Source organism: Butyrivibrio sp. AE3004 (genome assembly GCF_000703165.1).
In the GTDB taxonomy this organism is placed as follows: Bacteria; Bacillota; Clostridia; order Lachnospirales; family Lachnospiraceae; genus Butyrivibrio.
In genome coordinates, this window is sequence record NZ_JNLQ01000002.1 from 566,812 (window position 1) to 587,998 (window position 21,187).

The following is a 21,187-nucleotide window of genomic DNA, read 5'->3' on the forward strand; positions in this document are numbered from 1 at the left end:
TTTTTTGAGGGAACAATTATGTTTAAGAGAATTATTTCTGCAATGTTACCGGTAATCATATGTATCATTATGCTGACATCCTGCAAAAATAGAGAAGAAAACCTGGTTGGTTCTGATGCAAAAGAAGATAACAGCGAAGTAAAGATTATCGATGTGATGTTGACGGAAGAGGAATACGGAATTGGTGTTTGCAAGGATAAACCTGAGCTTTTGAAACAGATAAACGCTTTTATCGAAAAAGGGCTTGTCGATGGAACCTATGATGAGATCACAGGTCATTACTTTGGCGATGGAGAGCCACATGCTGTTTATTCAGAGACGCTTGATAGCTCTAAAGACCAGCTTGTGGTTGCGACAACAGGTGACTTTGAACCCTTTGATTATGACGAGGGTAATGCTTACTACGGAATTGACAAGGAACTGGTAAAAGCAATTGCGGATAGTCTTGGGAAGGAACTGGTCCTGCAGAATATGAATTTCGATATCCTTTTTATAACGGTAAGTCAGGGTAAATGTGATATCTGTATAGCCGGAATAACTATTAATGACGAGAGAAAAGAGTACGTTGACTTCTCGGTACCTTATTTTCGTGTAGGTCAGTGTATAGCCACAAAGACCGGAAACAAAGAGCTGGACTACGCAAAGACAAAGGAGGATGTGGAGAATATCCTTAAAGGTTTTGATAAGAGCGTAACAATAGCAGTAGAGTCCGAAACCACTGGTGAAGAGTACCTCGAGGGACAAGTCGAAAACTTTGAGGGAGTCAGGTGCAATGTGCTTAAATGCCAGACTTTGCACGACTGCCTTATTGCATTAAATAATGGAAGTGCTGATTATGTTATCGGAGATTCTGCAACGTTAAAGTATCTTATTGCGAACGAATGAGAAGGCAGGAATTATGACCAGGATAAAAGACTACATAGGAATGATATTATTCATCATAATGTTTGCAGTTCTTATTGGCCTTATTGTGGGCCTTATTTCTGTGTATAGACCTGCTGAAAAAAAAGAAACTAAAGTAGGCGCGGTTTTTATTGATGACATTGATGACGGCGGTTGGAATGAAAATCATTACAAAGGAATTAAGGCTGCCTGTGAAGAGTATGGTTTAAAGTTTGAAATTGTTACCAATGTGGATGAAACACTTGAAGCTTGTGAGCCGGCAGTAGACGAGCTTGTGGAGAAAGGCTGCAACGTCATTTTTCTGACAAGTGATGGTTTTGGCAAAAATGTATATTCCATTATTGAAAAATACAGCGATGTTATATTTTATACTATTTCAGCCGATTCCAAACCCGCCAACACCATAACGTACTTTGCAAGATTTTATCAGATGAGGTTACTTAGCGGAATGATAGCTGCAAGTATGACCCAAAGTAACATATTGGGGTTTGTTGCTGCTACAAATAATTCACAGTCAAACAGAGGAATAAATGCATTTTTACTTGGGGCCAGAGAGGTTAATCCCGACATAGTGGTTAAGGTCAGATATATAGGTGAATGGACTAATGCTGAGGAAGAACGGGAAGCAACAAGAAAACTGATCGAAGAGGATGGCGCAGACGTTATCGCATATCATGCAAGTATTCATTCTGCTGTGGAAGTTGCGGAAGAGCATAATGTTTATTCAATAGGCTATAACAATTACAAGGAAGGATACTCTGACAAGTACCTTGCATCAATAGTATGCCATTGGGATATGCTGTATAAGAGTATAATAAGTGATTTCCTTAAAGGCAGTGTTTCAGAAGGGAAATATTACTGGTGGGGAATAGTGTATGATGCTGTGGAATTGCAACAGCTTTCTCCGCTTATACCTAAGAGTGTGCTGGAGCGGGTTGATGAAAGAGCTACAAAGCTAAGAGAAATTCATGATGTTTTCTACGGGGACCTTGTAAGTAACGATGGACGGATAATGTGCAGACAAGGTGAAAGAATAAGCGACGATGCCCTTTTAAGGAAGATGGATTGGTATATGGAAGGAGTGGAAATCTATGATTAAATCACTCCGCTATTTCAATAATCAGATAATGGCTATTCTCGCTGTTTCACTACTGGTCATGATTACACTTGGTAGTTATTTATATGTGAGTTTGGCAAAGCATATAGGTCAAATTGCCGAGATGAGAATTGAAAGCAGAGCAGAAGCGGCAGCCGATTATTATGAAAGAGAAGTATGGACGGAAATGAGAACGCTTGAGCATATAGGCGTTCTTCTGAAAGATTCGGATCCTGAACAGTGGGATGAAAATCTGGAGCATGCCAAGGAACTGATTGAAAGTATCTTTCAATCTGAACCAAGCATCCTTTTGGGAATTATGGATGTGGATGGAAATGCCTACTATGGAGAGAAAATCCCTATGAACGAATATAAGGGGTTTCTTGTTACCTTAACCGGAGGCTCGGATATATCCTATCTTAAAACCGGGGCTGTTCTTCTTTCAAGTTCTGTACTTAATGGAGATAATGTTCATTATGCTATTTATGCTGTGTGCTCAAGCTCGTATATAAGAAAATATCATAACCTGAATAATATAAAAGACCTGGGGAATCTGTCACTTATGACTAATGATGGTGACATGGTCCTTAAGTTTACGGAAAAAGAAGAAGGAGATGAGGCTTTTTTTTACAGCAGGTCGGTGCAGGATGTTTTTAAAAGGTTACGAAAGAACCAGATAACGGATGCTGTTGCCATTGAGAAAGTTAATACTACAAGAGGTGAGATGCTTTTCTACACAGCTGAGGTAGAAAATACTCCATTTATTCTGGCAGGAGGGATACCTTATGAAGATGCTGTGGGAGATCTTTACACACTTATGTGGTCGATAATGAGTGTGTTTTGCCTATTTGGTGTTATGGCGGTGGTGCTGGGAGTTTTACTGATAATATCTTCTGTTAAAGTACGTGAGAGTGACGAACTCAGAACTGCGAAAAAGGTAGCTGAGGATGCCTCAAATGCAAAGGGACTTTTCCTTGCAAATATGTCACATGAGATAAGAACGCCCATCAATGCGATACTTGGTATGGACGAGATGATAATAAGGCAGACAAACGACAGAAAGCTCGTGCAATATGCGTACAGTATAAAAAGTTCCGCAACCTCGCTTATGGCACTTGTAAATGATATCCTTGATTTTTCGAGGGTCGAAGCGGGCAAGCTAAGACTCATAGAGGATAAATATCATGTGTCTACAATGCTGACAGATATGATTATCATTATAAAGGACAGGGCAGAGTCAAAGGGACTGTCCTTTGAGGTAAATGTCAATAAAGATATGCCTGAGCAGCTTATTGGTGACGGAACAAGAATGAAACAGGTTATCATAAACCTTCTCACCAATGCTGTTAAATATACAAATAAAGGCTTCGTAAAGCTTGAGCTTGATTTCATAAAAATAAATGATGAGGAGATTGATTTTAGCGTAAGTGTCAAAGACTCCGGAATAGGAATGAAAAAGGAGGATATTGACAAGATATTCCTTGCTTTTGAAAGATTTGATGAAAAGAAAAACAGCTCTGTTGAGGGTACCGGACTTGGAATGAGTATTGCAAAACAAATTCTTGATGCCATGGGAAGTAATATTAATATAAACAGTGTTTATGGTGTAGGAAGCGTATTTTCATTTGTTGTGCGGCAAAAGGTTTCAAGCTGGGAACCTGTCGGAGATTACGAAAATACCGCTGAAAAAGCAGAAGCAGAGCTTAAGGGATACAAGCCAAGTTTTTACGCGCCTGATGTAAGAATACTTACAGTGGATGACATGGAGATCAACTTAAGGGTTGTAAAGGGACTTCTTGAACAAACAGGAATTCTGATAGATACGGCACTTGGCGGAAAGGAAGCTCTTGATCTTATTGCTAAAAATAAATACGATCTGATGCTTATTGACCACAGAATGCCTGGGATGGACGGTATTGAACTTCTAAACAGAATAAGAGGAGACAACAATAATCAGAATAAAGATTGCATCTGCATAGCGCTTACTGCGAATGTCAGGGAAGGCGTAAGGGAAATGTATATAAAGGTAGGCTTTAATGACTATCTTGAGAAGCCTGTAAGCGGTACGGTTCTTGAAGAGATGCTAATGCAGTATCTGCCAAAGGATAAGCTGCGTGATAGTGAAGAAAGACCTGTAAATGAGAAACCTGAAGAGGTTATCGCTATAGAGGATGAAAGCAGCGTCTCTCCGGAAGTTCATGAAGAGATTAATAAACTTCAGGAAACGGGAATCGTTGACATCAACGCCGGTATTGAGTATGCAGGAGACGAAGATCTTTATGCTGAAACTCTTAGATTTTTCAGAGATACCATAGATGAAAAGGCAGATGAGATTGAAAGCTTGTATTTTGCTGAAAATATCGAGGACTATACTATCAAGGTTCATGCACTTAAGAGTTCGTCGAGACTTATAGGAGCAAGTGGACTGTCAGAAAAGGCAAAACTTCTGGAAGAAGCCGGAAAGAATAATGATTTGGAATACATAAGGAACAATACAAGCGATGTTCTTTATGAATATAGAGGATTAAAGGAGCTACTTGGGAAAATCTGATGGGAGACAATACTAATAACAAAAAAATACTGGTTGTGGATGATGATGACCTTGTGAGAATGATAACGGTCAGAATGCTCAAACCAAGTTATAATGTCATAACTGCCTCATCGGGACAAGAGGCCATTGAGCTCTATGAAAAAGAGCGGCCGGACCTCATCCTGTCTGATCTTATGATGCCCAAAATGAGCGGCTTTGAAATGATGGAAAAACTAAGGGAGACATATAACTTCGTTATTCCGGTCATGTTCATGACGGCATATTCAAGCGATGATACTGAGACAAAGGGGCTTGAAGTAGGAGCTGTAGATTATATCAGAAAACCTTTTAAGGCAGAGGTTCTTCTCCATAGAATAAATAACATAATAAATAACCTCGATAGGATCAGTGGTCTGCAAAAACAGACAGAGATAGAGCCGATGACAGGCCTTCTCAACAAAATGGCGACAGCAAGAGATGTAAATACTGTTGCAGCTAAGGGCAGAGGAATTTTCATGATGATCGATTTGGACAGCTTTAAACTGGTCAATGATCTGTACGGTCATGAAAAGGGCGACAGGGTTCTTATTTATTTTGCGGAGCTTCTCCGCAGTATTATGAGATCCTCGGATATTGTGGGAAGAGTCGGAGGCGATGAGTTCGTGGCATTTTGTCAGAATGTCCGGGATGAAAGAATGGTCGCCGAGAGAACACAGTTCATGAACCGCAAGCTTTTGGATTATACCAAGGAGCTGCTTGGTGAGGATATGAACATCCCTATCGGAGTTTCGGTAGGCGCGACTATATGTCCTGACGAAGGAACAGACTATGAAACTTTGTATAAGAAGGCTGATCAGGCACTTTACACGGTAAAGCAGGCAGGGAAACACAATTATGCCTTTTATATGCATTCCGAAGATAAGAAGCCGGAAAAGTCCGCTGAGGGTATGGAAGAACTACACATGCTTTTGCGGGAAAGAGAGATTAAACGCGGTGCATATGTACTTGGAATGGATCAGTTCAAGCTCATATACAGATTTATGATGAGGTTTCAGAAGAACTATGCCTGGGATGTTCATTTCGTTGTATTCAGCATAGAAGCTGAAGGTGCTGACGAAAGCAAGATATCGAATGTAACGGATCATTTTATGGAAGTTGCAGCGTCCTGTCTTCGCGGAAGTGATGTTATGACCAGGTTTGGAGCAGCAAACGTTCTTGCTATTTTCCTGAAAACTACGGAAACAGACTGTGAGGTTCCTATCGAAAGAATAAAAGAAAAATGGGATCAGGATCCTGAGGCAGAGGGATTTGCCTTTAAATGGGATAAAGAATTTATGATTCAGGATTGATGGAGCAGCAAAATTGCTCCTGATTCAGATACAGGACTTGAGGATAATTTGATGTTTAAAGAAAACACTTCAAGCGAAAATCCGCATCTTCAAAAATATCTTTCACCTATTGGTGCATGGGCACTTGCTTTTGGCTGCAGTGTTGGCTGGGGCTCATTTGTTATGCCGGGGACTACCTTTCTTCCGCTTGCGGGACCTTTTGGAACAGCAATCGGAATGCTTGTGGGTGGTCTGGTGATGCTGCTTATTGGTGTTAATTTTCATTACATGATGAATATGTACCCGGATGATGGCGGAACCTATGCTTTTTCAAAGCATGTATTTGGCTTTGATCAGGGATTTCTTGGCGCGTGGTTTCTGCTTCTTGTATATATGGCCATAGTATGGGCTAATGCAACTGCCATTCCGATAATATGCAGAAATCTTTTTCCGGGAGTTCTCGAAATCGGTCCAAGCTATACCATAGCCGGATTTAATGTATATGTCTATGAGGCGTTTTTATCTTCCACAATAATTGCCTTATGCGGACTTATTTGCCTTAGTGGTGGAAAACTTTCTTCTTTGATTCAAAGCATTCTGGCATTTGTGCTTATTGGGGGAATTGTAATTACCGCGATTCTCATAATGACGAAGTCAAATATCAGTGCGGATACTTTTAAGCCGGCATTTATACCTGATAAGTCAAAGGGCTTTCAGGTGTTTCAGATTGTTGCGCTTGCGCCATGGGCATATGTTGGTTTTGAGTCGATTTCACATTCGACAGAAGAATTTACTTTTTCGACAAAAAAGACACTTCCTGTCTTTTTCTTTGCAATTCTTGCAGGGGCGGTAGCTTATTCTCTCCTTGCTCTAATAGCTGCATCTACGGTTCCGGAGGGAGTTTCCGACTGGACTGAATATATAGGGAATCTCGGAAAGTATTCGGGCTTTGGTGGCCTTCCTACTTTTAATGCGGCAACGTCCATTCTTGGGAAAACAGGTTTTGTACTTCTTGGCCTTGCCGTGGCAGCGGGGATACTCACAGGACTTATCGGTAATCTTATCGCAGGCTCAAGGCTTATGTATTCCATGGCAAGAGACAATATTTTCCCGAAATGGGTGGGTGCACTTAATGGGAAGAATGTACCTTATAAGGCGATTGTCTGCATAACAGCAGTGTCAATGGTAATCCCCTTTTTTGGTAGGACAGCGATCAGCTGGATAGTTGATGTAAATACCATAGGGGCTACGGTGGCGTATTCATATACCTCCATAGCTGCATTTAAGAGTGCAAAAGAGACTAAAAATGTACTTGTTCAGGCAACAGGCGTTATAGGATTTGTCCTGTCTATCATATTTACACTGTATTTTCTTATTCCTAATTTGTGGAGTGTTGAAGCGCTTACACCACAGTCATATCTGATCATTATTTTGTGGAGTATCGCAGGATTTATAGCTTTTTATTTTATTTTGAAGGGAGATACCGAAAAACGATTCGGACATTCTACTACTTCAATTCTTGCGCTGTTATTTCTTGTTTTTTTCATAAACATGCTGTGGTTCAGAGAGGCATCTCATGATGTTGCGGAAAAGGCTTTAAACGACCTTAATGATTATCATATGGAGCAGATATCTGCCCGTAAAATAGGCTTAAATGATATCGAAAAGATTGCTGTAGATGATTATATTACCGATAAGGTATCTTATGTAAATAATGCGCTCCTGACCTATAGTGTTATTCAGATGGTAATAATACTGTTTGCGTTGTATGTCATGTTCAGTGTTTATAACACCATGCATAAGAGAGAGCGTGAAATGGAGAGACAAAAAATCATGGCAGAGGAAAATAGTAAGGCAAAGAGTACATTCCTCTCAAACATGAGCCATGACCTTAGAACTCCCATGAATGCAATTATAGGGTATACAGAGCTTTCCAAGGATATTAAGGATATGCCCAAGGAGGCTGTTGCCAATCTTGAAAAGATTGAATATTCCGGGAAGCATCTGCTTTCGCTTATAAATGATATTCTCGATATGGGGAGAATTGAGAGTGGCAAGATGGAACTTGAGATAGAGGATACAGATATCACAGCCGCTATAGAGGAGATTAATGTTATCTTCACTCCTCAAATGAAGAGTAAAGGTATTAACTATATAGTAAATACAGATGATATTTCGAATAAATATGTAAGATGCGATGCAAACCGTTTAAACAGAGTGCTGCTTAATCTGATAAGCAATGCTTTTAAATTCACGCCCGAAGGCGGGACTATAACAGTTACGCTTAAACAGAACGGAGTATCCGGTGGAAAGGGTAAATATGAGATCCGCGTTAAGGATACCGGAATGGGAATGAGTCCTGAATTTACGGCAACGGTTTTTGAAGCATACACAAGAGAAGATTCGGCTAACAAAATTCAGGGAACAGGACTTGGTATGGCCATAACCAAGAGTATTATTGAACTCATGGATGGTAATATCAGAGTGGAAAGTCAAAAGGGAGTCGGAACGGAATTCGTTATTGATGTTGTTTTCGAGATAATGAATTATGAGGATTATAATAAAAAGCATCATCATATCGAAGATTCGAAGGAAGATTTCAGTAAATACAGGATTCTGCTTGTTGAGGACCAGGTTATAAACAGAGAAATTGCGACAAGACTTCTGAAGAAGTTCGGATTCATGTACGATACCGCTGAGAACGGGCAGATTGCCGTGGAGAAGGTTGCTTCTTCCAAGCCCGGAACTTACCAGCTGATCCTTATGGATATCCAGATGCCCGTAATGGATGGATATACAGCCTCCAGGAATATAAGGGCACTGGATGACCCGCACCTAAACAGTATCCCGATAGTTGCCATGTCAGCCAATGCTTTTGCCGATGATGTAAAGAACGCACAGGAAAGCGGAATGAACGGGCATATAGCAAAACCCATTGAAGTAAACAAAATGCTGGATACGATAAGAGAAATGCTCTGAAATTTTGTGTATTTTTTTCACAGTACTATGATTGCACAACAATATATGGTATTATAAATTACTATTTATGACAATATGTAGAAAACTTTATGTGAGTTGAGGGGGATTAGAGATATAAACTATTGTTTATAGAGGAGCCTTTTTTGTTGTCGTGCGTATTTTGCACGACATTACAAAAACGGACATCCGACATCATTTAGAAATATAAACGGTTTGTTTATAGAGGAGCCTTTTTTGTTGTCGTGCGTATTTTGCACGACATTACAAAAACGGACATCCGACATCATTTAGAAATATAAACGGTTTGTTTATAGAGGAGCCTTTTTTGTTGTCGTGCGTATTTTGCACGACATTACAAAAACGGACATCCGACATCATTTAGAAATATAAACGGTTTGTTTATAGAGGAGGCTCATGTATGAGAAAAGGGAGATTAGTTAAGGGACTGGCCATAGGCATGGTATGTTCTATGGCTTTTTTGTGTGCCTGTGGAAAAAAAAGCAATGTTATAACGGAAGGCGTAGACAGACCTGCTACTGAGATAGATAAGGACCATGTTTACAGCTTTGAAGATTTGGATTTTTCCATGGCAGAGGACTGCCACATCCAGACTGTTTGTACGAGTAAGGATAACTTGTATGTTCAGGGCTATCAGTATAATGAGGCTGAAAGCAGCTTTGTGTTTTTTAAAATGCCGTTTGCAACAGGGGAATTTGAAGAAATCAAATTGCCTGAAAACAACGAGGAGAATGTCAGCTTCGACACTATGACATGTGATGAAGATGGGAATATTTATTTCCTTAAGCATTCATTTACTCAGGATGACCAGGCCATGGATGAAGCTTCTGTGGATGAGACTGCGGATAATGAGACTTCTGAAGATGCTTCCGGAGAGTCTGATGGAGGCTCTGAAGATGGAGGCTCTGAAGATGGAGGCTCTGAAGATGCAGGAGTTGAAGCAGAAAGCGAAATAGCTGAATATGAGGGTGCCGAATACGATGGTGGTGAATTCGAAGAGAATGTCTGTGTGGTAAAGGCATCAGATAAAGGCGAGATCATTTGGGAGAAACCCATTGTCGATGAAGATGCAAATTCATATATCAGATCAATGGCCTATGTTAAGGGAAAGGGACTTCTTACCTGCACCGAGGCAGGATTTTCACTGTATGATGGTGAGACCGGTGCCGGAAAGAATCTCATAAAGAGAGAAAGTGGTAATGACGACGATTATTATGAGGATTATCTTTTCAGAGTAAAGAGCGGTGATGTATATGTTTGCCAAAGCGATAACGATGATAAAGCAAAGCTCTATAAATTCAATCCGGAAAGTCTTACTTTTGAAGAAGAGGGGATTGAGCTTCCGGAGGAGGTTTACGGCGGCTACAATATGTATCCCGGAAAGAACTATGATTTCTACGTTGCCGGAACTTCGGAGATAAACGGATTTAATATAGGTGACGAAAAGATAACCGAGGTTGTTGATTATACAGCATCCAATATGATCGTTGATAACACTGCTTTCATAGGAGAGCTTGCTGACGGAAAAATCGTAGTGGCAACCGATTCCTATTCAAACGAGGAAAGCGGAAGCTCACTGGGATGTCTTACTAAGGTGGATCCGGCAGCTGTCGAAGATAAAGAGATCATTACTCTTGGAACAGTATATATGCAGGATGCGATCAGAAAACAGGCTGTTAAATTCAATAAGAAAAGTGATAAGTACAAGATAAACATAGTTGATTACGCAGATTTTTCAGAAGATGATACAGGTGATGCATATACAGATGGTGTTAACAGACTCAGCCTTGATATTACTTCGGGAAAAGCACCTGATATTATCGTTGTTGACAGTCAGATGCCCTTTGAAAGCTATGCATTAAAGGGTGTGGTTGAACCTCTTGACCCGTATTTTGAGGCGGACAGTGAGATCAATACTTCCGATTACCTTGAAAATATTCTTGAAGCTACTAAGATAAAGGACAGTATGTATTCAGTTATCCCAAGCTTTTCAATCAGTACCTGCGTTGCTGCAAAGGATAACCTTAAAGGTAAAACGGTAACTGTTGAGAACTACGACGATATCTGTAAGAAATGCGGAATAGATCCCGGCCTTGGAATGGGAACCGTAACAAGAGCTGATGCCAGACAGCTTTATCAGGCTATTGCCAATTCATTTATAGATTACGAGACAGGTAACTGTAGTTTTGACTCTGAAGGTTTTGTGCACTTCCTTGAATTTGTAAAAGAACTTCCGGATGGTGATGAAGAGATTGATTATGAGAAGTATGAAACTTACTACAGAGAAAACAAATCTCTTCTTATGAATTACTGGTTCAGCTCTTTTGATGATTATCAGGCACTAAAAAAAGGTTATTTTGGAAAGGATATCATTTTTAACGGTTATCCTACGAGCACGGACGGAAAGTCCTATATAAATCCTACCGTACAGGTTGCCATGAGCAGCTCCTGTAAGAACAAGCAGGCAGTCTGGGAATTTATGAAGTCATTTATGTCTGATGAATATCAGAAAAAAATCGAGTGGGGCTTCCCGGTAGAAAAAAGTGCGCTTGAAGCCCTTGCTGAAAAGGCACAGGAGAAACCATATTATCTTGACTCAAAGGGAAACAAGGTTGAGACGAGCTCTGTCTGGTATGCCGGAGGAGTGGAGGTTCCGATTGAGGAGCTTTCAAAAGAAGAGACCGAAACGGTTATGGACTTTGTAAAATCAGTAACTGCGGCTGCAAGCAATGATGAGAGCATAGAAAAGATTATTGAGGAAGAGGCCGAAGCTTTTTACGAGGGACAAAAAAGCGCCGAGGAAGTTGCGGATATAATTCAGAGCAGAGTATCGCTGTATCTTAGCGAACAGATGTAATAGGACTATGGAAACAGGAACTGTTTTATACAGCTCCTGTTTTTTTGCATAAGACAGTAAGCTTAACTATTTGTCGGAAAAGCTGGAATTATCGCTAATAAAAATATATACTATTATTATATGGATAATAAGAAACCCAAGAAAATCAAACTTTATAAGAGTTTTGGATATGCGTTTGAAGGGATTTTTAACACAATTCTTCATGAGCGCAATATGCAGATCCACTGTGCTGTAACTGTACTGGTGGTTATATTCGGGATAATTCTTAAGATATCTTTACTCGAATGGTTTTTCTGCATTATTTTGTTTGCACTTGTAATGAGTCTTGAGCTTGTGAATACTTCAATTGAGGCAGTGGTTGACCTGGTTACAGAGGAGAGAAAGCCACTTGCGAAAAAGGCCAAGGATGCAGCTGCGGGCGCAGTTCTTATTAGTGCAATTTTTGCAGCAGTTATGGGTGGTATTATCTTTTTTCCAAAGCTATGGAATCTGTTTTTATAAAGCATCATTTCATAGGGAAATCTATTTATCTTAAGGAGGGAGAATCATGGACAATCTTACAGACGGACTTAAAAAAATCCTGCTTGCGGGTGTTGGAGCGGTAGCACTTACTGCTGAGAAGGCAGGAGAAATTCTTGAAGAGATGGTTGAAAAGGGTGAGATCACTGTAGAACAGGGAAAGGCACTCAATCAGGAATTAAAGCGTACTGTTAAGGAGAGCACCGGTAAGAAGGAGAACGAGGAGAAGGATCTTTCAAAGGTTGTTGAGGGATTATCATCCGAAGAGCTTAATAAGCTCAAGGAACTTATTGCGGCTGCAGAGAATAAATAATGGCAGATTTAACAGATATTGTTAGTAAATTCAGAAAAATAGCCGATGCCCAGGCTGACAAGGCAGAAGCCGAAAAGGCTGCTGCCGCCGGGCAGGCTCCTAAGGAGGACAGGCATCGTAGCGCAGAGGACAATGCCAGATTCAGGGAAATCCGGGGAGTACTTGCCAGGAATAAGATCACCAGAGGCATTTCGCCTGAAAAACTTCGTATTATTTTAGAAGAGCTTGGCCCTACATACATTAAGCTTGGGCAGATCATGTCGATGCATTCAGACATACTTCCGAAGCGTTATTGTGATGAACTGGCCAAGCTTAATTTTGATGCGCCGCCAATGCCTTTTTCCGAGGTTATTGAGGTCTTGGAGGAATCCTATGGATGCACCTATACCGATGTGTTTGAGTGGATTGATAAAAAGCCTCTCGGCTCCGCGTCGATTGCTCAGGTTCACAGAGCAACCCTTAAGCAGGAGCCTGCTGACGGCAAGAGCAGGGACGTCATTATAAAGGTTCAAAGAAAAGGCGTCTTCGACGTTATGTCGAGGGATATAAGTCTCTTACATCGACTGGTGAAGCTTATGCCGCCTGTCGGAGATATAAAAAATATCGTTGATCTAGATATGGTCCTTGATGAGATGTGGGCGGTTGCCCGCGAGGAAATGGACTTTTTTAAGGAAGCATGCAATATTGCGGAATTTAAAAAGAATAACAAGGACATAAAATATGTGGGCTGTCCCGACATGTACATCGAATATACAACCGACAAAGCTCTGGTAATGGAGTACATTGGCGGATGTTCAATAGACGATGTGGAATATCTGACTACTCATGGTTATGATCTTGATGAGATCGGTGTCAAATTCGTAAACAGCTTTATCAAGCAGATAATGGATGACGGATTTTTTCATGCAGATCCTCATCCGGGAAATGTCAAAATATGTGAAGGCAAGATTATATGGATAGACATGGGAATGATGGGACGTCTCTCCGACAGAGACAGACGACTCATGGTTCGCGGTGTCAGAAGTATTGCCATGCATGATATTCAGGCGACAGTGAATGCGGTAATTGATCTTGGAGATGTTAGCGGAACGCCCGATAGGGATAAGCTATATGTTGAAATAAAGGCTTTTCTTGACCAATACGGTTCTGTGGCATTCGGTAGTCTTGATATCGCCGCAGCACTTCAGTGTCTGATGGATATAATGAAGGAAAACGGAATTGCACTTCCACATGGCATGACAATGCTTTGCAGAGGACTTGCGCATGTTCAGGGAGTACTTGCAACCATCAGCCCTGATATAAATATGATGCAGATTGCTACATCCAGGATCATGGATGATTTCGTTGAAAACCTGAATATCAGGGATGAGCTTTCCAAGTACGGACGAGCGTTGTACAGGGCAGCAGACAGGGGAATAGAGATTCCCGCATTGACATCCCAGGTTATGAAGGAATACCTTGCCGGACAGAGTAAGGTAAATATCAACATCAATCCCTCCAAGGAATTTGATGAACTTATTTATTCATCAATCAGAAATATGGTCATAGGACTTGGCGTTGCTGCACTGCTAATAGCGTCAAGTGTTATGTGTACTACATCAATGGAACCGAGAATTTTCGGGATTCCGGTGCTTGGAGCGGTGGGTTTTTCTTTTGCGATGATTGTGAGCGGATTTTTGATTTTAAGAAACATCGGACTTAAGATATTGGCTCGCAGGAGACGAAGAAAAAGGTAAATATAAATTTCTTGTGAAACAGTTATAAAGACATCATTAAAAATACTATATTCAAGTATTAAATTGTGCAAAAGTTTTTTTTTTCTCTAGTAAAAAGGATATAATACAATCATAGTATTGTGTTTCTTTTGATAAGAGGGGTGTTTTTATGACAAGTAGAATAGGAAAAAGATTTAAATCACTGCTGTCTTTTGTTTTGGTACTGACACTTGCTTGTGTTTTTACACCGATAACTGCATCTGCAGCTCCTGTAAAGGTTGATATTGGCTATTCAGGTAGTGTTAAGGCAATCTATTATCAGGGTGGGCCTGTTCGCAGTGCATCTTATTCAATTACTTCGGAGCTGATTACAGATCGTGATGAAGGTTATGATGTTTATTCTGTAAGAATAAAATTGGATACTCCGAAGCTGACAAAGAACGGATTTTTGAATACTTTTGCAGACTGCAAAAAGAAGGGCCGTACGAGTATTCTGGATTTCACGCCTGTTTTTATCAACAAAAATGGAGGAGATCTTAAGGGTGTGAAGTGGAAAGGTGGATTTGATAAAGAGAATAGCTCAAAACTGTATAAAGTGAAAGTAAAATATAACAAGAAATCATATTCGTTCAACTGGAGAGATCATTGTGAATATGAGTACAAAGTGTATGTGAAGAATGGTGTTAAAGGTGTATATGTCGGAGTCGCAGGGCTTAGAAACGGACAGATATCTTCATCAACATACTCCAGCTGGAAGCAGAACCAGATAGATTATGTTCAGGCCGGATTCGGAAGCTCGAAGAGAGGCTTTATTGTAGCAGGTAAAATTATCTGACATAAGCAAAATAGAAACTGCCACACTAATGATAATAAGTGTGGCAGTTTTTTTCGTTCAGAAAGTCATTCTTTATCGTTCTTTACCCCAGAAGAAAAGTCCGAGCATTCCGGGTCCTACATGTGCGCCGGAGAATGGTTCGTGCTGACAGATAGTGATATTGGCAGCAGGATTTATTTCCCTTACCATGTCAGCGAGCTTATTGGCATCATCAATGCAGTCACCGTGGGAAATGCAGACCGTCTGATCGTCTGTGTCCATCCTCTTTTCCGCATATTTTTGAATAATAGCCTTTATAGCGTTCTTACGGCCTCTGACCTTGTCGCAGGAGATGATATGCCCTGTGCTGTCTCCGAACAGAATGGGTTTTATGTTAAGAATAGTTCCTATCTGTGCTGTAACACCGCTTACACGACCTGTGTTTTTTAAGAAATTAAGATCGTCTACGGTGAAGTACTGGCAGGCGTGAGGAACAGCCTCGTCAAGAATTCTTGCGGCCTCTTTTGTATCAACGCCTTCCTTATTAAGCTTTGCGGCTTTTAATGCCAGAATACCATTGCCAAAACCGCAGCCATGTGAATCAACAATATGTATGAAACAGTCCGGATATTCCTCCATAAGTTCTGAAGCAGCGGCTATGGCGGCATTATAGGTTCCGCTGATACCGGAGCTCATTGCGATATAAATAATATCTCCACCCTTACTTGCTATGGGTGAAAAATGATCCAAAAATAATGCTGTATTAAGAAGGCTTGTTTTTACCTTGTCCCCGTTTTTTAGACCTTCATAATAAGTATGACCATCAAAATCTTCTATATCGCCTGTATAAGTTACAGGCACATCATTTACAAGATAGTCACAGGGTAAAAGGGTTATTCCGTCCAACAGCTGTTTCGGCAGATTGGCACATCCATCCGCAAACACAGTAAAACTCACTATTCATTCCTCCACAAAAGTTATAAAATAATGTAGTATATTATACCACATTTGTGCATGTTATAGTATAACAGGTAAGCGTGAGCACAATTATTTGTGAGTATATGAAAATAGCGAAGGGGACGTTGCATGAATATATGTTTACTTAACGATTCATTTCCACCGATAATTGACGGTGTTGCCAATGTGGTTATGAATTACGGAAGAATACTAACAAAAGATATCGGGGCAGATGTGATAGTGGGGACCCCCAGATATCCTGATGCGGTTTATGAAGGTTATCCTTACAGGGTAATTCCGTATAACAGTATAGATACAACGGATTTTGTTGCCGGATATCGTGCGGGAAATCCACTTGCCATGCGTGAAATTCAGCAGATGGCGGAATTCGGACCTGATATCATCCACACGCATTGTCCTGCAGCCTCAACGGTTATGGCGAGAATACTTCAGATGGAAACGGGCGCTCCTATTGTTTTTACATATCACACCAAGTTCGATGTTGATATTGCAAGAGCCGTGGGAGAAGGCTTTCTTAAAAAGGAAACCATAAAAGCCATGGTTAAGAATATCGAGGCCTGTGATGAGGTATGGGTGGTTTCGGAAGGCGCAGGCGAGAATCTGAAGTCACTTGGTTATGAGGGTGATCTTCATGTTATGAATAACGGAGTTGACTTTGCAAAGGGCAGAGTTGCGGAAGATAAGGTTATGGAAGTAACAAAAGGATATGACCTTCCGGAAGCTGTTCCCATGTTCCTGTTTGTAGGAAGAATGATGAAGTACAAGGGACTTCCGATCATTATAGATGCTATGAAAAAGCTGTCTGTTGGAGGCACCGATTACCGAATGGTATTTGTCGGAGGCGGAGCCGACCTTGAGGAAATGAAGGATAAGATCAGAGAGTATGGCATTTCCATGGTTACTGAGGATGGACAGATTACAGAAGGAAGCACTCCCGGCAAAATTATTTTTACAGGCCCGATTCACGACAGAGATGTGCTTCGTGCATGGAATACAAGAGCGGATCTTTTCCTGTTTCCGTCTGTATACGATACCAACGGAATTGTTGTCAGAGAGGCAGCAGCCTGCGGACTTGGAAGTGTACTGATAAAAGGGTCCTGCGCAGCAGAGGGAATAACTCATGGCAGGAACGGATATCTCATTGAGGAGAATGCCGAATCAATGGCAGCGCTTTTAAAAGAGGTGTCGGCAGATCTTGATGCTGTACATGATGTTGGACAGCATGCAATGGACGAAATCTATATATCCTGGGATGATGCTGTTCATGAAGCATATGAACGCTATGGAATAATCTGTGAAAGAGTAAGGGACGGTTCTCTTTTGAAAAAGAAAAAGCAGAGTTCAGATTATTTCCTTGAATCAGCATCCTTGATCGTTAAGGGAACAGAGCATATTTTTGATATTCCGAGAAACCTTTATGAAGGTATGAAGGAAAACTTTGATGACTTCAAGGAGGATGTTAAGGAGAACCTTGAGGAGATCAAGGAAAAACTCCCCGAAAGTGTGAAGGAGCTTTCGGAAAATGCAAAGGAACTGACCCAAAAGACTAAGAACGGTGTTATTAAGAGTATGGAATTTGCCGGAAAAAGTGTCCTTGAAGGATTGGACAACAGTATTAATGGAATGAAATAGACTGATTTATTCCGGTATTGTTGGACATTTGTTGGACTTTTACTGTTAGGATGATACTGTACTAAATATGTATGCAGAGGCTTTTGAAAACAGAGCCTGTAAATATGTTTTTTTCTGCGAGGAGGGAAAAATGAAGAACAGAGTTTTAGTATTGGTAATGGGATGCATGTTGGTTATGGCAGGTTGCGGCAGCGTGGGTGCGACTACACCGGCTGAAAACGGAGCGGAGCCTGCAGCTACGGAAAGCGCATCAGAGACTGCTGATGCGGAAAGCGCTGAAGAAACAGAGGATACGGCAACCGATTCAGAGAGCACTGAGGAAAATACAGAAGATGCCGGGGCAGAAGGCGATGGATTTGTGGATGAGTTTACTATCGGAGAGGAGACCGCTCCTGATGCCAATGGCAAGATTTCAAATGGCTTTATGTCTATCACGATGCCTGCGGAGCTTGAGGGAAAATACATTGCATTCTGCAAGGACGGTGAAATAAATGTCTACGAAAAGGAAAGCTATGATGCTAAATTCGGCGGGTTCTGTTTTGGTATATATGTGACCACAAGCTTTGAAGATTACGGCGGAATGAGAACAAAGATTGGCGAACTTACAGACAAAGACGGCCAGGTTTATAACGTTCTTATAGAGTATCCTTCAGATGTGCAGTGGGATTATGAGAAAAACGACGAAATGCCAGAAGCCTACAGAGCTTTATATGAAGGCGCAAGAGATATAGTTGCAACACTTGAGCCTGATCAGGGCGGAGAATATGTTGACGGTGCAGGCACAAAGGGTGAGACTATTTTCGCAGATAAAGCAAAAGAAATAGTCGGGATAATTGAGAATGCCAAGGATGCAAATGAGCTTGAAGCAGCTGATTTAAGCCCCGTATACTATGCTGTAACTCAGGGGGATGATGCAAAGGATCCTATGGAAACAATGGGAATTGCTTACTTCGACAGTAACAGTAACGGCGTGGATGAAATGTTTGTAGGTGATATAGAGACCGGACAGATATATGATATGTTTGCCAGTGTGGACGGAAAGCCCGCTCATGTTGTTTCAGGAAATTTCAGAGATTATTTCAAGGCGAACGGCTACGGAGTAAGAGAGTACATTCTTGAAAGCGCAGGTGTTAGTGTTATCAAATCATCTATTCTTTCAAGCAATACAACTGAGTTTATACCTCAGTATGCAATAAAGCTTGACGAGACAGACACAGCTGAGCATAAGTGGTCAGTCAGCTACGATGACGCTGCAGAAAACTGGGAAGAGATTACAGAAGAAGATTATAATATGGACCTTTCCAATATGGAGGCAGAAGGTGACGTTGAGGTTAAGTTTGTACCTCTTAAAAACTTTAAATAACGGAGGCAAAAAAATCTACTTTTGACTCTTATCGTTTTGAATAATGTTATAATATATATAGACTTCCAGGTAACCGGCTGAATTTTCAGCCGGTTACTCTTATATGTTTTAGAATTGCGCGAGTTTCGAAGAAACGGAGCAATTCGTATCATCAGTTACAGATAGTGCCAAAAGGTCATAATGCGATTATGCTTATATGATAAATTTTAAAAGGGGCAGATATGGGTAATGAAAATGTAAGAGAAAAAGACTGGTACAGGAAAATGGCTTTTTACCAGATCTGGGTTCGAAGCTTTGCGGATGGGAACGGTGACGGAATAGGTGACCTCTACGGCGTGTATGACAAGCTTGAATATGTGAAAGCTCTTGGCGTTGACGGTATTTGGTTTTCACCCTTATACCCTTCTCCGAATGCGGATTTTGGGTATGATATTTCTGATTATAAGGATATCCATCCGGATTACGGAACACTGGATCAGTTTAAGAAGGTACTTCATAAGGCTCACAAACTGGGGCTTAAGGTAATCATGGATCTGGTTGTTAATCATACTTCAGATGAGCATCCATGGTTTAAGGAGTCCCGTAAAGGTAAGGATAATCCCTACAGTGATTACTATATCTGGCGTGACAAACCCAATAACTGGGATAGCCTTTTTGAGGGAAAAGCATGGGAATATGATGAGCTTCGCGGACAGTATTACCTTCATATTTTTGCAAAAAAGCAGCCTGATCTTAATATGGACAATCCAAAGGTACGTGAGGAGGTAAAGTCCATAATGCGATTTTGGCTTGATATGGGAGTTGATGGCTTTAGAGAGGATGTCATAAATTTCATATCGAAAAAGGAAGGACTTCCGAACGGAATTCCTTTTTTGCCCGCTGTAAACGGAATGCCCTATTACAAGGACGGTCCGCATATCCATGAATATCTTGCCGAATTCAGGGAGGTATGTAAAGAATATGACTGCTTTCAGATAGGCGAAGGCCCGATGACAACCGTTAATTCTGCCCTTAAGTATCTGACAGGCGAAAATAAATCACTTGATATGATGATTTCCTTTGACCATATGATGGCAGACTGTATATACACTGAGTACATTCACAGACCTTTTTCTCTTGTGAAATTAAAGAAGGCATTTACCAAATGGCAGACTGCTCTTTCAGGAAAAGCATGGAATTCACTTTATCTTGAAAATCATGATCATCCAAGGATCATAAGCCGCTACGGAAGCGAGCACTATCACAGAGAGAGCGGTACGATGCTTGCTGCGAGCTACCTCTTTTTACAGGGCACCCCTTTTATCTATCAGGGGCAGGAGATTGGGATGACCAATATACGCCTGAATTCTATCGACAAGTATGTGGATGTATCCAGTAAGACCAATTACCACACCTATCATTTAAAGGATTCTGTGGAGAAGAGACTTAGGAGAATTCATTTGTCCAGCAGAGATTCCGCACGCACTCCTGTGCAGTGGGATGACTCAAAATATGCAGGTTTTTCTAAAGCAAAACCGTGGTTTTATGTTAATCCCAATTACAGGAAGATAAACGTGGCTGCTGAGGAAAAGGATGATTTCAGCATTCTCAACTTTTACAGGAAATGCCTTGAGCTAAGGAAGAATTCCAAGGCATTGCTTTATGGAGATTACAAGGAATATTACCCAAACGACCCCAATATTTACATGTATGAGAGAACTTACGGAAAGGTCAGCTATCTGATTGTATGCTCTTTTGCACGATTTCCGGTAAAGGTCAGTATTCCCGAAAAATACATCGGTAAAAAGGGACAGCTTATGCTGTGCAATTATCCTGACAGAAAGCAGTACATGAGTTATGAGGAAGGGTTTAATGAATTTTATAATTCTGCAGTAACAAAGGGACTTGCAAACCAGCATATTATTGACACCAAGAACCTGCTCCGAAAAACTGATCATGATTATCCCAATGAAACGGGAAAGGACAATATGTTCCATGACCTTATGAGAAGCGAACTGTGCACCTATGCTGTAAGACATGGAATGTACAGACCTTATGAGACGAGAATCTACAGATTCAGAACTGAGTGAGGTTCTGGTTGAAATTTATTTCTAAAAAATTAAAATGCGATATAATAAAGACTCTGGCCAACATTATGGCTGG

Annotated in this window: 14 protein-coding genes; 13 read left to right on the forward strand and 1 reads right to left on the reverse strand. The window is 40.9% G+C overall.

What is annotated here, in order from left to right; translation table 11 throughout:
- The first annotated feature begins 18 nt into the window (after positions 1-18).
- From BV60_RS0105680 to BV60_RS0105730, 10 genes are all read left to right on the forward strand, one after another.
- Positions 19-885, forward strand: coding sequence for a transporter substrate-binding domain-containing protein (locus BV60_RS0105680; RefSeq protein WP_029320143.1), 867 nt, complete (start codon positions 19-21; stop codon positions 883-885).
- 13 nt (positions 886-898) lie between these two features.
- A complete protein-coding gene (locus tag BV60_RS0105685) occupies positions 899-2,002 on the forward strand; it encodes a BMP family ABC transporter substrate-binding protein (RefSeq protein ID WP_029320145.1) in 1,104 nt (367 codons plus the stop codon).
- A complete protein-coding gene (locus tag BV60_RS21720; RefSeq protein ID WP_051656534.1) occupies positions 1,995-4,550 on the forward strand; it encodes a response regulator in 2,556 nt (851 codons plus the stop codon). The genes BV60_RS0105685 and BV60_RS21720 overlap by 8 nt, the downstream gene beginning before the upstream one ends.
- A complete protein-coding gene (locus tag BV60_RS0105695; protein WP_029320148.1) occupies positions 4,550-5,878 on the forward strand; it encodes a GGDEF domain-containing response regulator in 1,329 nt (442 codons plus the stop codon). The genes BV60_RS21720 and BV60_RS0105695 overlap by 1 nt, the downstream gene beginning before the upstream one ends.
- 51 nt (positions 5,879-5,929) lie before the next feature.
- Entirely contained in the window at positions 5,930-8,836 is a 2,907-nt protein-coding gene (locus BV60_RS21725) for an ATP-binding response regulator (RefSeq protein WP_051656535.1), read from the forward strand.
- A 418-nt stretch (positions 8,837-9,254) separates the two neighbouring features.
- Complete coding sequence (locus tag BV60_RS0105710; RefSeq protein ID WP_029320150.1) at positions 9,255-11,711, forward strand: ABC transporter substrate-binding protein; 2,457 nt, start codon at positions 9,255-9,257, stop codon at positions 11,709-11,711.
- A 120-nt stretch (positions 11,712-11,831) separates the two neighbouring features.
- Positions 11,832-12,212 carry a diacylglycerol kinase family protein gene (locus BV60_RS0105715; protein ID WP_029320151.1) on the forward strand — a complete coding sequence of 127 codons (381 nt, stop codon included), beginning with the start codon at positions 11,832-11,834 and terminating at the stop codon, positions 12,210-12,212.
- A 46-nt stretch (positions 12,213-12,258) separates the two neighbouring features.
- Positions 12,259-12,543, forward strand: a complete 285-nt coding sequence (locus BV60_RS0105720) for a phasin family protein (protein ID WP_029320152.1) — start codon at positions 12,259-12,261, stop codon at positions 12,541-12,543.
- Positions 12,543-14,279 (forward strand): ABC1 kinase family protein, encoded by a 1,737-nt coding sequence (locus BV60_RS0105725; protein ID WP_081846594.1) that lies wholly within the window; start codon positions 12,543-12,545, stop codon positions 14,277-14,279. The genes BV60_RS0105720 and BV60_RS0105725 overlap by 1 nt, the downstream gene beginning before the upstream one ends.
- A 148-nt stretch (positions 14,280-14,427) precedes the next feature.
- The gene (locus tag BV60_RS0105730; protein ID WP_029320155.1) at positions 14,428-15,093 is read left to right on the forward strand and encodes a hypothetical protein; all 666 of its coding nucleotides are present in this window, start codon (positions 14,428-14,430) and stop codon (positions 15,091-15,093) included.
- A gap of 72 nt (positions 15,094-15,165) precedes the next feature.
- On the opposite strand, the gene BV60_RS0105735 is transcribed toward BV60_RS0105730, so the two are convergent.
- Complete coding sequence (locus BV60_RS0105735) at positions 15,166-16,029, reverse strand: DegV family protein (protein WP_029320157.1); 864 nt, start codon at positions 16,027-16,029, stop codon at positions 15,166-15,168.
- A gap of 129 nt (positions 16,030-16,158) precedes the next feature.
- On the opposite strand from BV60_RS0105735, the gene BV60_RS20950 reads away from it, so the two are divergent.
- The 3 genes from BV60_RS20950 to BV60_RS0105750 all read left to right on the forward strand — a co-directional run bounded on the left by BV60_RS20950 (position 16,159) and on the right by BV60_RS0105750 (position 21,114).
- Positions 16,159-17,682: a glycosyltransferase gene (locus BV60_RS20950; RefSeq protein ID WP_051656536.1), complete on the forward strand. Its 1,524-nt coding sequence runs from the start codon at positions 16,159-16,161 to the stop codon at positions 17,680-17,682.
- Between the two features lie 130 nt (positions 17,683-17,812).
- Positions 17,813-19,045, forward strand: coding sequence for a hypothetical protein (locus tag BV60_RS0105745; protein ID WP_156035987.1), 1,233 nt, complete (start codon positions 17,813-17,815; stop codon positions 19,043-19,045).
- A gap of 221 nt (positions 19,046-19,266) precedes the next feature.
- Entirely contained in the window at positions 19,267-21,114 is a 1,848-nt protein-coding gene (locus BV60_RS0105750) for a glycoside hydrolase family 13 protein (protein ID WP_051656537.1), read from the forward strand.
- Positions 21,115-21,187: the final 73 nt, after the last annotated feature.

What these genes read in the sequence shown, in the direction of transcription:
- BV60_RS0105680 (WP_029320143.1), top strand. Translation starts at nt 19, where the DNA reads ATGTTTAAGAGAATTATTTCTGCAATGTTACCGGTAATCATATGTATC.
- BV60_RS0105685 (WP_029320145.1), top strand. Translation starts at nt 899, where the DNA reads ATGACCAGGATAAAAGACTACATAGGAATGATATTATTCATCATAATG.
- BV60_RS21720 (WP_051656534.1), top strand. Translation starts at nt 1,995, where the DNA reads ATGATTAAATCACTCCGCTATTTCAATAATCAGATAATGGCTATTCTC.
- BV60_RS0105695 (WP_029320148.1), top strand. Translation starts at nt 4,550, where the DNA reads ATGGGAGACAATACTAATAACAAAAAAATACTGGTTGTGGATGATGAT.
- BV60_RS21725 (WP_051656535.1), top strand. Translation starts at nt 5,930, where the DNA reads ATGTTTAAAGAAAACACTTCAAGCGAAAATCCGCATCTTCAAAAATAT.
- BV60_RS0105710 (WP_029320150.1), top strand. Translation starts at nt 9,255, where the DNA reads ATGAGAAAAGGGAGATTAGTTAAGGGACTGGCCATAGGCATGGTATGT.
- BV60_RS0105715 (WP_029320151.1), top strand. Translation starts at nt 11,832, where the DNA reads ATGGATAATAAGAAACCCAAGAAAATCAAACTTTATAAGAGTTTTGGA.
- BV60_RS0105720 (WP_029320152.1), top strand. Translation starts at nt 12,259, where the DNA reads ATGGACAATCTTACAGACGGACTTAAAAAAATCCTGCTTGCGGGTGTT.
- BV60_RS0105725 (WP_081846594.1), top strand. Translation starts at nt 12,543, where the DNA reads ATGGCAGATTTAACAGATATTGTTAGTAAATTCAGAAAAATAGCCGAT.
- BV60_RS0105730 (WP_029320155.1), top strand. Translation starts at nt 14,428, where the DNA reads ATGACAAGTAGAATAGGAAAAAGATTTAAATCACTGCTGTCTTTTGTT.
- BV60_RS20950 (WP_051656536.1), top strand. Translation starts at nt 16,159, where the DNA reads ATGAATATATGTTTACTTAACGATTCATTTCCACCGATAATTGACGGT.
- BV60_RS0105745 (WP_156035987.1), top strand. Translation starts at nt 17,813, where the DNA reads ATGAAGAACAGAGTTTTAGTATTGGTAATGGGATGCATGTTGGTTATG.
- BV60_RS0105750 (WP_051656537.1), top strand. Translation starts at nt 19,267, where the DNA reads ATGGGTAATGAAAATGTAAGAGAAAAAGACTGGTACAGGAAAATGGCT.